The organism is Corynebacterium heidelbergense, from assembly GCF_028609845.1.
GTDB lineage: Bacteria > Actinomycetota > Actinomycetes > Mycobacteriales > Mycobacteriaceae > Corynebacterium > Corynebacterium heidelbergense.
The window spans coordinates 2302184-2313070 of record NZ_CP063191.1 but is presented as its reverse complement, the minus strand read 5'-3'; the positions used below and the strand labels follow the sequence as shown (position 1 = coordinate 2313070).

The window sequence follows — 10887 nt, the reverse complement described above, 5'->3', positions numbered from 1 at the left end:
TGAATATTCCCTCTAGCGGTTGCGGTTGGTGAGCGTGTTGTCGGTCATGGGCATGGGAGCCGGATCGGCCCGCATGGTGGTGTGGGGGTAGATCGCTGGAGCGGCAACAAAGGAGCTGTGGATAAGTGCCCAGTGCGCGCGTCTGCCCAGAGTTTCCACGGAGTCCCACAGGATTGTGCACATCACGAAGATACCCGTGTCCTGCGTATCCACAACATTCTCCACACCTGTGGATAACTGTGGGTAGTCAGTTATCCCCAAGATACCGCGCTGCTGTGGACAACTGAAACCGCTTGGGGAAAACTCTTTGACCTGCACTTTCTAAGTCTAAACTCACGGTTTAAGGTTCGGGGGTGACCCGGTTATCCACAGGCACGGACGTGTCCCCCAATGAGCTGGGCAGAACCACGGTGGTGAGTACTACACAGCATCGTGGCACTAATTTGCCGGGGCCCCCGCTGCCTGCGTATCCTTATTAACCGTCTATGGCCCCACCACGACTTCTGCAACGAACGTCCGCAGATGTTGTGCCTTGGAGCCGCCGGAAGACTCTCCTCCGACCGAGCAAGCCACAAGTGGAAGACCTTGGTCGGCGAAACAACACCCAGCCCACGAGCGCGTGGGCGGTGCTTGCTTCGGGAGCAGTCTTCCTCAATCCACTGTTTTCCGGTGCGCAGCCGAAAAACCCACCGCCTTCGTCCACCACCGCGTTGACGAGGGGTAACAGGCACCACCGGTGGCTGCGCGTCATTCGATCATGTAGAGGAGCGAAGTACCATGGCCAAGGGCAAGCGTACTTTCCAGCCGAACAACCGCCGTCGTGCCCGCGTGCACGGCTTTCGTACTCGTATGCGTACCCGCGCAGGCCGGGCCGTGGTCTCCGCCCGTCGGCGCAAGGGCCGCAAGACCCTGACGGCATAGCACCTAGGGGTTCTAACTCCCGTTGGTTCTGTAGAGACCCCAGGGCTATGGGTAGCGTTCCGGAACAAGCACACCATACAGTGCTTCAGAGAGCGGAACGCCCCAAAAAGGAATAGGCCACCACCGTGTTATCCCCTGAAAACCGCCTTCGCGCTTCCCGTCGATTCGACGAAACAACGCGAAACGGATGGAAGAAGGGTTCGCGCACGGTGGTGGTTTACGTATGTCCAGGTCCAACCGGGATCGCGGGCCTGGGCGTCCAACTTATTGGGGACCGTAACGTCCGCGTTGGACTCATCGTGTCTAAAGCAGTGGGCAACGCGGTGGCACGCCATCGGGTTTCGCGACGCATTCGGCACATCATGGCGATCTACCTCAAAGAATTGGGCCCGAGGGCGCAACCTGAAGGCTGGATTCCACAGGGCTCTGCCGTCGTTATCCGAGCCCTCCCTGCTGCGGCTAGCGCCAGTAGCGAGAAGTTAGCGGCTGATATCCGCAACTGCCTGTCCAGGATCGAACGCGGTAGACGACTGCGGCGGCGGGACTAGGCGGGTGTCGGCATGAAGCCGGAGCCGGAAAAGACCGTGGAACATGGGGATGACCGGTCCCCCCTAGCCCGCAGGTGTATCGGTTTCTATCGGGCCTATCTGTCCAGCATGAAGGCGGGGCCCAGTTGTCGCTTTGAGCCGACATGCAGTGAGTACGCGCTGACCGCCTTTGGGCGGTTCGGTCCAATCAAGGGTTTTGCCCTGTCGGCGGCTAGACTGGCACGATGTGGGCCATGGCACCCGGGCGGGTGGGACCCGGTTCCCCCTCGGCGCCCGGGGTTGTGGCAGCGCCTGTTAGCTGGTCGGGCCGAAGGTTCTTCACGCTGAAGGTTCCCGAGAACCGACGCTCAAGTTGAAAGGTGCCGTGCTACGCGAGCGTGTCCAACCCCGGCTGGAGTGGTGTGGCGCGCCTGGCGAGATAAATAACAGCCTTGTTCTTTACCCCTAGTCACAGGAGTACCCTCCAGACGTGCTTAACTTCATTTACTATCCGATCTCTGGCGTGCTGTGGTTTTGGCACAAAGTGTTCAGCTTTGTGCTGGACCCCGCCTCCGGCCTCACATGGGCGCTAGCGATTATCTTCCTTGTGTTCACTGTGCGAATCCTCCTGGTGAAACCGGCGGTGAGTCAGATGCGTTCGATGCGGCGGACGCAGGAGTTCCAGCCCAAAATGCGCGAGCTGCAAAAGAAGCATGCGGGCAATCAGCAGAAGTTGATGGAAGAGGTTCGCGCAGCGCAAAAGGAGATGGGGGTAAACCCCTTGGCCTCCTGCCTGCCAGTACTCGTCCAGTTTCCTCTATTCCTGGGCCTATTCCACGTTCTCCGGTCCTTCAACCGCACGGGCAACCACTTCGGCGAGTTGGGGATGAGCGTTGAGCAGACCCGAAATACCCCCAACTACTTCTTCGGGGTGCAGGAAGTTCAGTCTTTCCTGGACGCGCGGCTCTTCGGTGCACCGCTGTCGGGATTCATCTCGCAGAACCCGGAGAGCTATGCCGCGTTCTCCCCGGAGGGGATTGCTCCGGACTTCACCAAGATGAACATCATGGTGATCATCGTGCCGCTCATGCTGGCCTCTGCGGTGATCATGCACTTCACGGCCCGGATGAGCATGGATCGCACGAAGCGTAAGCAGGATGCGAACCCGGCCAAGAAGGACGATGACCCCCGGGCAGCTCAGATGCAGATGCAGATGGACATGATGCAGAAGATGATGGTGTGGATCGTGCCGATTATGTATCTAACAGGCGGCTTCCTGTGGCAGATCGGCTTGGCCCTCTACATGTTCGCTAACAACTCGTGGACTTTGCTGCAGCAGAAGATGCTCTTCGCCAAAATGGATCGTGAGGAAGAAGAAGAGAAAGAGGCGAAGTTAGCCGCCAAGCGGACCAGCGCCCCGCGCGTCGGCGCCCGGCCCGAGAACCCCAAAAGGCGTAAGAAATAGGGATGCCGCTTCGCTGAAGCGATGAGCCGCCCTTGAGCCCCCGCGGAAAAGCGGGGGCTTTTTTGCGCCCGGACATGGTTGACTCGGGTGGGTCGGGGTCGTGGCCGTGAGCGCGACCGGTGAGGGTTGGTGCGGCAGGTACGATGTTTCACGTGAAACATTCCCATGGACCCGCGCCAGTACATTTGAGGAGCCTGTTGTGACTAGCGAACCCGAGGAGTTAGGCGCTGTTCCGGAGATTGCTGCGACGGTGTTGGGCGAACGTCTCCCCCTAGCGGCACGGTACGCGGAACTCCTTGCGACGGCGGGGGTGGAGAGAGGCCTCATTGGTCCGCGCGAGACCCCTCGGCTATGGGATCGGCACATCCTTAATAGCGCGGTTCTCGGTGAGGCCATCGAGCAGGGGGCACGGGTGGTGGATGTCGGATCCGGAGCGGGCCTGCCAGGGATACCTCTCGCCATCGCCCGGCCGGACCTAGAGGTGCAGCTTGTGGAGCCTCTCCTGAGGCGGTGCACCTTCCTCGGGGAGGTACTGGAGGAGCTCAGCTTGCCAGCGGTGGTAGTCAGAGGCCGCGCCGAGGAAGGGCACGTTCGCAAAGAGTGCGGTGGCGCGGATGTGGTGACGAGTCGCGCGGTGGCACCACTCCACAAGCTCATGAGGTGGTCGCTGCCGCTGTGCCGCGTCGGTGGTGCTGTGAAGGCGCTCAAGGGGGCAAGCGCCGCCGAGGAGGTGGAGCGCGACGCGGCAGGCGTCCGCAAGCTCGGCGGGGGCTCGCTGAGGGTGGAGACTATCGGAAGGGCTGTACTCAGCGAGCCAACCTACGTAGTTACCGTCGAACGGCGTCGCTGAGGTTCGAGCGGGTACGATCGCACTCTTGGCGGCTCGGCGGAGATTCGCCCTCCCCTCCCCCGGGCTGTTCCGGGGTGCGCTGTGTTGGGGGCGTCCAGAATAGAGACTCGGATGGTGGCAATCTCGTGAAGCTTCTAGGCTGTAGGGGCAGCGAGCGAGAATGTTTCACGTGAAACATCGAAGGGATACCTAGGACAGAATGAGTCAGAACGAGTGGGACGAGACGCCGATAGCCCGGGCAGCGCGTCAAGCAGCCCGCATGTCGAACCCCGCGAACCTGAAGCTTCCGAAGCCCGAGCGGTGCCGAAAGATTACGATCGCCAACCAAAAGGGGGGCGTGGGGAAAACGACGTCCACGGTGAACCTGGCGTGGGCCCTTGGTTTGCATGGTCTCAAGACCCTGGTCATCGACCTGGATCCGCAAGGGAACGCGTCTACGGCGCTCGGAGCTGAGCATCGTATGGGTACCCCCAGTAGCTATGAGGTGCTTATCGGAGACATCGGCGCCGCCGAAGCGATGCAGTGGTGCGAAACAAACCCCAATGTGTGCTGCATTCCGGCGACGATTGACCTGGCCGGAGCGGAGATCGAGCTCGTCAGCATGGTGAAGCGGGAGTACCGACTGGCACAAGCGCTCAACGACGATTTCCTTGCCGAGCAGGGATTTGATTACGTCTTTGTGGACTGCCCTCCATCGCTCGGGCTGCTCACGATCAATGCCATGACCACCGTGGACGAGGTCCTGCTGCCGATCCAGTGCGAGTATTACGCCTTGGAGGGGGTGGGCCAACTACTGAGCAACATCAGCATGATCCGCGAGAACCTCAACCCCAACCTGCACGTCGGGGCCGTTTTGCTCACGATGTACGACGGGCGCACCAAACTATCCGAGCAGGTGGTGGAGGAGGTCCGCCGGCATTTCGGGTCGGTAGTGCTGGTCAATCGGATTCCCCGTTCAGTGAAGGTATCTGAGGCTCCCGGATATGGTCAGACAGTGTTGGAATACGACGCCGGATCCCGGGGCGCCCTAGCCTACTTCGACGCAGCGATCGAACTGGCCAAACGCGGAGACTATCTTCCCACCGCCGAAAGCGCCCCCATCGGGGTGGCTCCCGAACTCCATTCCTGAAGGGCTTAAAGCACAACCATGGCTGAGACATCAACCAACAACGACAAGTCGGGGCTGCCCTCCACAGAGGCAGTCAAGTCCGCCAAGAAGCGAGGTGGACTCGGCCGGGGCTTGGCATCCTTGATCCCGACCGGTCCGGCGCGTCCTAGCTTGGGGGCCGGGGCGGCGGACGTCATCTTGGGCAAAGGCACTGGCGGGGGAAATCAGTCGGCACAGGGTGGCGCTGCGCGTCGGGTCGGAGAGGGCGGTACCCGCAAGGGGGCAACGCCACAAGGTGCGCGGCGGGGCTCGCTGACGGATTACCCCGACGCCACTGGGGGTGAGGGGTGCGCTGCGACCAAACGGAGCGTGAACGAGGGCGAACTGGGCACGCATACCCGTGGAGGAACCTCCCCTGCCAATACTGGGAGTTCGGGACAGTATCGTGAGCCTGCTGGTGGCGCCGGGAATTCGGCACAGAATCGTGCACCTGCTGGTGGCGTGGAAAAATCGGGTCGCGAGACGGCTGATTCGGCCGGGACAGGCGACATCGGGGCAACCTATCAGGAGCTCCCCTTAGACAGTATTGCCGCTAACGCCAAACAGCCGAGGACGGTGTTTGACGAAGAGGCGCTGCAGGAGCTCGTGCACTCGATCCGCGAATTCGGGCTCATGCAGCCGATCGTCGTGCGGCCCGCCTCAACCGGAGACAAGCCTTTCGAGCTCATCATGGGCGAGCGCCGCCTGCGCGCAGCCTCGGAAGCGGGGCTGGAGACCATCCCGGCCATCGTTCGTGAGACCGAGGACTCCGCCATGTTGCGGGATGCGCTGCTGGAGAATATTCACCGAGTCCAGCTCAATCCTCTGGAAGAGGCGGCTGCCTACCAGCAGCTTCTGGAAGAGTTTGGCGTCACGCAGGCCCAGTTGGCCGAGCGGATCGGACGTTCCCGGCCCCTCATCACCAACATGATCCGGTTGCTGCAGCTTCCCGTATCGGTACAACGACGTGTAGGAGCCGGTGTGCTCTCCAGCGGGCACGCTAGGGCTTTGCTCGGAGTGAAGGTCGGACCAGAGGCGCAGGAAGCACTGGCCACTCGGATCGTGGCCGAGGGGTTGAGCGTTCGCGCTACGGAGGAGGCGGTCGCGCTACTCAATCGAGGGGATTCGCAGCGGGCAGGGTCGAAAACGCCCCCACCCCCGCGGCCGCTCCCCGAGCGGGTGGAAACCTGGGTGCACGATGTCCAGGAAGCACTGGATACCAAGGTCAAGGTGCAGATGGGACGGAAGCGCGGCAAGATTGTCGTGGAGTTTGCCGGCCCCGAGGATTTCGACCGCATCGTGGAACTGCTTCGTGTAGACAGCGAGGGCTGAGGTCAGGCGGTCTGTATGAACCCCATGCACAGCCCTGTCAGTAGCTTCCCTCTTCCACCACTTGCCTTGGGGGTGTGACGAAGGGGCGAGGTGATCGATGTTTCACGTGAAACATCGACGCAAACGGAATCAGGAAGGAGAGCGGGGATGGACGTGCGAGTCCGGGCGGTTACCGCCGGAACAGCCAACTCCATCGAGCGCACGGCGGCGAACAGCGTCTTCTGGGAGCTTCCACGGAACGCGGACGACTCCGAAGCGTGCTGCGAAGACCCCGCTTTTGATAAACAACTGTGGATCCAACGTGTCCTCATGGAGTGGGGAATCTGCGGTTATACGGCCTTCGTCCACAGCAGCGGCAACCTCACGTCCCCTACTGCTGCTGCCACCACCTTCTTCGCTCCTCCGAATTACCTGCCTGGATCTGCGAAGATGCCCAGTGGTTCCGTTTCCGCTGACGCGGTGCTGCTCTCCACGGTGTATGTCGCACCGGCGTTTAACGGGCTCTATCTAGAGCACCAACTAATCGATACGGTCCTCACGGAGACGAGTCGACGTGGGGCGAAAGCAGTTGAGGCCTATGGATGGGTGGGCGCGGACGAGCCGACTGCGCCGTTGATGAGCGCGGAAATACTCCTGGCGTCTGGCTTTCACGTGGTACAGCAGCATCCCCATATTCCCCGCTATCGCAAGGAAAACGCCGGAACGAGGTCAGTCTTTGCCCGGTTTGCTGAGGCAGACCACGACGCGGTCAACCAGGCTAGGCCGTTGAGGACAGTGCTGGGTGGGGCCAAGCCACGAAAAGTGGGCGTACGATAACAAAACGGTGAGCTCCACCTGCCCCCACAAAGGGGAGGCGTCGGCGCCCCCCGGGCGGAATGGCAATGCTTTGGGTTCTTAGCGGGCGCTCTCGTGTTTGAGCAGCTCGCTGAAGGTATACGTGCCGGTAGCGTGGACGTCCTTGTCCAGGAGATAAAGACGTTTGACGGACACAACGATTGCCTCTGCAATAATGTCGCGCATCTCGGGGTTTGTCAGTATCTGCACGTCACCGGGGTTGGTGAGATAACCGGGAACTACCTGCACCGTCGGCATCGTGGTGAGGCGCAGTACATCCCACGTTCGCCGATGGTTGTAGCAGTTTCGCAACGGGGTGCGTGCGGTGATTTCCCTCTGGATGAATCCGGAGAGCTTCTCACCGATCATCGAGGAATAACCGGAGTGTGAGCCGAAGTAGAAGCAGGCCACCCCGTTAGCCTTCTTGTTCTGGTAGATATCCGCGCGGAGGGAAATGACCAGGTCAGCGCCGAAAGCATTGGCGATGTTTGCCCGGTCCTGGTTCGTCGGGTTCGCGGATCTGGTGCGGGACATGATGGTTTCCATCCCGGCTGTGATCATCCTGCCCTCAATGCGCCCGGCGAGATCCCACAGAATCTCCTCCTCGGTGACTTCCCCATAACGTCCGCGCACCGTGTAACCGGGGGCTCCACCGCCGAGGCCTGGATCGATGACCACGCGCTTGCCGGAAAGCTGCGGACCGGCCGCGCGGATCTGCTCTTTCTCCCGAATGGACTGGGGCGAACCTCCCGTGATTCGGCGGCCGAGATAAGACAGCGCCCGCAGAGTGGCGGGACCCACCGTGCCATCCGGGGTGAGGGCGTAGTCGCGTTGGTAATTCGCCACTGCGGAGTGGGTGGCCGGCCCAAAGTGGCCATCGACACGGCTGGTGTAAAACCCCAAGTCGTGGAGCTGCGTCTGTAGCTGCGCGACATCGTCGCCCACCATGTGGTTGGCCTGGAGGGATAGGACCCGTGCTCCCAAGGAGTAACTTGCTTCCCGTAGCGCGCGGAGCGTTCCTTCGGTGATGGTGCCGTCGGCGATAATGCCGCGGGACTGCTGGAAGGCTTTGAGTGCGGTGGCGAGGCCCGGATCGAAGTATTCCTCGACTTCGGTGAACCGCTGCACGTCTCGACCGGTGAGATCGCCGGTGAAGCCCTCGAGTCGCCCGAGGCGGGCCAGTGCACCCCTGACTTCAGCCACGCGGGGGCTGGAATCCCCGACCTGAAGAATAAGCCTGTTCACCGGGAGAAACGCATCCTCTCTATCACAATATCGTCACGCTATGTTCAAACCTTGACCAGGCCCGACATCATTCTACGGGGCCAGCGGACAAAGCCGCCTTGAGAGTGTCCTTGCTCTGTGCCCCGTGAAATTCGCGGGTCTTTTTGCCACCGTGGAAGATGAAGAGGGCGGGGATGCTCATCACCTGGAACATGGCCCCGAGAACGCGTTCTTCATCCAGGTTCACCTTCACGATTTTCGCTTGGCTGCCTAGCTCTTCGGCTAGTTCCTCGAGAACGGGATTCATGTGCAGGCAGGGCTGGCACCATTCAGCCCAGAAATCCACAAGAACCGGGACCTCTGCCTCGACCACTTCCGAGTGGAACTCGTTCTGGGTGATCGAGTGGATGGCGGTGGAGGCGTCCGAAGAGGACATGAGAGGTGGGGCCTTTCTCCTAAATGTAGCCAGCTGCGGAGGTCCGGTTGGCGCGTACGGCGTTGGATACGACCTCGGATACGTCACTAGGTTACTGATCGGGTGTAGTGATGTCATCGTACGGTGGTACGAGAGCAAAACCGCTGGTGAAACGCTTGGGTGGGCCACATCCGACGCGAAGGAGAAAAGTGGGGTGCATATCGAGCGCAACCTCGCGCTACCCCACCCCCTCTTCCCCCTCCCCTGACACCGCGGCCTCGTGCGCCGGTCCCCACCGCACTGCGCCGCTGTCTGCGCTACGGCCCTTATTGCGTTGCCAGGACGGGTGTGGCGACGAGGTAAGCCTCGGCGTCCAAGGAGGCCCGGCATCCCGAGCCAGCCGCAGTGATGGCCTGCTGGTAGTGGGAATCCACGAGGTCCCCGGCGGCGAACACCCCGGGCACGCTCGTGCGCGTGGAGGGCTCGGCCACTTCCACGTAGCCATTGGGTTGTAGCGCGACCTGGTCGCGGAACACCTCGGTGCGGGGATCGTGGCCGATGGCAACGAACATTGCGTCCATCTCCACCTCGGTAACTTTCCCGGTCCGGGTGTTTTCCACCTTGAGGCCCGTTACCGCCTTATCCCCCAGCACTTCTTTCACCTGCGACTCCATGAGGAAGTGGATCTTCGGGTTGGCTTTGGCCCGATCCACCATGATGCGAGACGCGCGGAATTCGTTCCGCCGATGAATGATCGTCACGCTAGAGCCGAACTTGGTGAGGAAATCCGCCTCCTCCATCGCGGAATCGCCGCCGCCCACCACGGCAATCTTCTTGTCCTTAAAGAAAAATCCATCGCAGGTGGCGCAAGCGGAAACCCCTCTGCCGAGCAGCTCGGCCTCGCCGGGGACCCCCAGGTAGCGGGGTGCGGCACCAGTGGCCAAAATAACGGCCCGCGCCCTGTGTTCCTCACCGTCTACCCAGACCCGCTTGATATCGCCGTGCAGCTCCACCTTGTCTACGTTCTCCATGCGCAGGTCCGCGCCAAAGCGCTCAGCCTGGCTGCGCATCTCCTCCATGAGGTTGGGCCCCATGATGCCCGCGGAAAAGCCGGGGAAGTTTTCCACTTCCGTGGTCTGCATGAGCAGCCCGCCGTACTCGATGCCCTCGAACACGAGGGGCTTCAGCTCGGCACGAGCCGCGTACACCGCGGCGGTGTACCCCGCCGGGCCGGAGCCAATGATGATGAGATCCCGGATCCCCTCCCCCGCAGCGGAAGCGCTGGGGGTCTCCGAAGCCATCTGCTCCGAAGCCTCTTGGCCGCCACCCTTGCGTTCGTCTTTGGGCAATGAAACGTCGGGCTGCAGGAAGGGCAGGTCCATGGGGCAGATCTCCTTGGGTAGCGTGAGCGGTCGCGATGTGACCTCCAACCGAGTTTAACGGTGCCTTTAACGGCCGGGACAACCCGCGTATTCCACCTGCCCCAGCAGTTGCCGCATCCGCTGGGAAGCCCGAAACTTTCGGGATTTCACGGTCCCCTCCGGTACCCCCAGGCGCCGGGCCACGTCCCCGGTCGTGTAACCGCACAGGCCGGTAAGCACCAGCACGATTCGCAGATCCGGATCCAATCGCTGCAAGCTGCGGGCCACATCTAACCGCTCCTCCAACGGTTCCCGCGGCCGTTGGGTGGCCAGCAGGATATCCGGCCGGTAGGCATCGTCCAGGAAGTCTGTGAGCTCCGCCGAAAACCTGCGGTGCTGATCACGCAGGAAGCTCAGGGCCGTATTGCGCATGATGGCGGTCATCCACGTAGCCACGGAGGAAGCCCCGGAATAGCTACTCGCGCTCCGGTGCATCCGCAAAACCCCTTCCTGAAATACGTCCGAATGCTCGGAGGCGCTCACTCCGCTGGCCCGGATCACCCAGCTCAGCTTGGCCCGGTGGCGATGGAGCAACCGGTCAAAGGCCTGCCCGCAACCCTGCTGGTGCCGGCGCAGCAGCTCTCTATCCGCCGCGGCATCCTCGCAGCCGCCGTTCCGGGGAGCCCGCCCATACATCCGGCTGGACCCCTCGAGCCCGCGCATCCCCCGCGGCCCACCGCCACCTTCCCCCGCGCCCCTTCTCGCACCGAGTCGTTGTTTCGGCCGTTCCCCCGATCCAACCGCCTCAGTC

Annotated in this window: 13 protein-coding genes; 8 read left to right on the top strand and 5 right to left on the bottom strand. The window is 61.9% G+C overall.

The features are described from left to right. Positions 1-12: 12 nt before the first annotated feature. Positions 13-213 carry a hypothetical protein gene (locus CHEID_RS10340; RefSeq protein WP_146743825.1) on the bottom strand — a complete coding sequence of 67 codons (201 nt, stop codon included), beginning with the start codon at positions 211-213 and terminating at the stop codon, positions 13-15. 564 nt (positions 214-777) lie between these two features. Between CHEID_RS10340 and rpmH the strand changes: the two genes are divergently transcribed. The 8 genes from rpmH to CHEID_RS10300 all read left to right on the top strand — a co-directional run bounded on the left by rpmH (position 778) and on the right by CHEID_RS10300 (position 7058). After that, positions 778-921: a 50S ribosomal protein L34 gene (gene rpmH / locus CHEID_RS10335; protein WP_112769001.1), complete on the top strand. Its 144-nt coding sequence runs from the start codon at positions 778-780 to the stop codon at positions 919-921. A gap of 125 nt (positions 922-1046) precedes the next feature. Then, the gene (gene rnpA / locus CHEID_RS10330; RefSeq protein WP_112769002.1) at positions 1047-1469 is read left to right on the top strand and encodes a ribonuclease P protein component; all 423 of its coding nucleotides are present in this window, start codon (positions 1047-1049) and stop codon (positions 1467-1469) included. A gap of 12 nt (positions 1470-1481) precedes the next feature. Then, positions 1482-1796 (top strand): membrane protein insertion efficiency factor YidD, encoded by a 315-nt coding sequence (gene yidD / locus CHEID_RS10325; RefSeq protein WP_112769003.1) that lies wholly within the window; start codon positions 1482-1484, stop codon positions 1794-1796. 142 nt (positions 1797-1938) lie between these two features. Beyond that, complete coding sequence (gene yidC / locus CHEID_RS10320) at positions 1939-2913, top strand: membrane protein insertase YidC (protein ID WP_112769004.1); 975 nt, start codon at positions 1939-1941, stop codon at positions 2911-2913. A 199-nt stretch (positions 2914-3112) separates the two neighbouring features. After that, positions 3113-3763: a 16S rRNA (guanine(527)-N(7))-methyltransferase RsmG gene (rsmG, locus tag CHEID_RS10315; RefSeq protein ID WP_112769005.1), complete on the top strand. Its 651-nt coding sequence runs from the start codon at positions 3113-3115 to the stop codon at positions 3761-3763. Positions 3764-3962: 199 nt separating this feature from the next. Next, on the top strand, positions 3963-4892 hold the full coding sequence (locus CHEID_RS10310; RefSeq protein ID WP_112769006.1) for a ParA family protein: 930 nt from the start codon (positions 3963-3965) through the stop codon (positions 4890-4892). A gap of 18 nt (positions 4893-4910) precedes the next feature. Further along, positions 4911-6242 carry a ParB/RepB/Spo0J family partition protein gene (locus CHEID_RS10305; RefSeq protein ID WP_112769007.1) on the top strand — a complete coding sequence of 444 codons (1332 nt, stop codon included), beginning with the start codon at positions 4911-4913 and terminating at the stop codon, positions 6240-6242. Positions 6243-6389: 147 nt separating this feature from the next. After that, the gene (locus tag CHEID_RS10300; protein ID WP_112769008.1) at positions 6390-7058 is read left to right on the top strand and encodes a hypothetical protein; all 669 of its coding nucleotides are present in this window, start codon (positions 6390-6392) and stop codon (positions 7056-7058) included. Between the two features lie 78 nt (positions 7059-7136). On the opposite strand, the gene CHEID_RS10295 is transcribed toward CHEID_RS10300, so the two are convergent. From CHEID_RS10295 to CHEID_RS10280, 4 genes are all read right to left on the bottom strand, one after another. Continuing rightward, on the bottom strand, positions 7137-8321 hold the full coding sequence (locus CHEID_RS10295; RefSeq protein WP_112769009.1) for an N-acetylmuramoyl-L-alanine amidase: 1185 nt from the start codon (positions 8319-8321) through the stop codon (positions 7137-7139). A gap of 67 nt (positions 8322-8388) precedes the next feature. Next, positions 8389-8736: a thioredoxin gene (gene trxA / locus CHEID_RS10290; RefSeq protein WP_112769010.1), complete on the bottom strand. Its 348-nt coding sequence runs from the start codon at positions 8734-8736 to the stop codon at positions 8389-8391. Between the two features lie 305 nt (positions 8737-9041). Further along, positions 9042-10016 carry a thioredoxin-disulfide reductase gene (trxB, locus tag CHEID_RS10285; RefSeq protein ID WP_238599253.1) on the bottom strand — a complete coding sequence of 325 codons (975 nt, stop codon included), beginning with the start codon at positions 10014-10016 and terminating at the stop codon, positions 9042-9044. Positions 10017-10163: 147 nt separating this feature from the next. Next, entirely contained in the window at positions 10164-10799 is a 636-nt protein-coding gene (locus tag CHEID_RS10280) for an RNA polymerase sigma factor (RefSeq protein WP_273661142.1), read from the bottom strand. Positions 10800-10887: the final 88 nt, after the last annotated feature.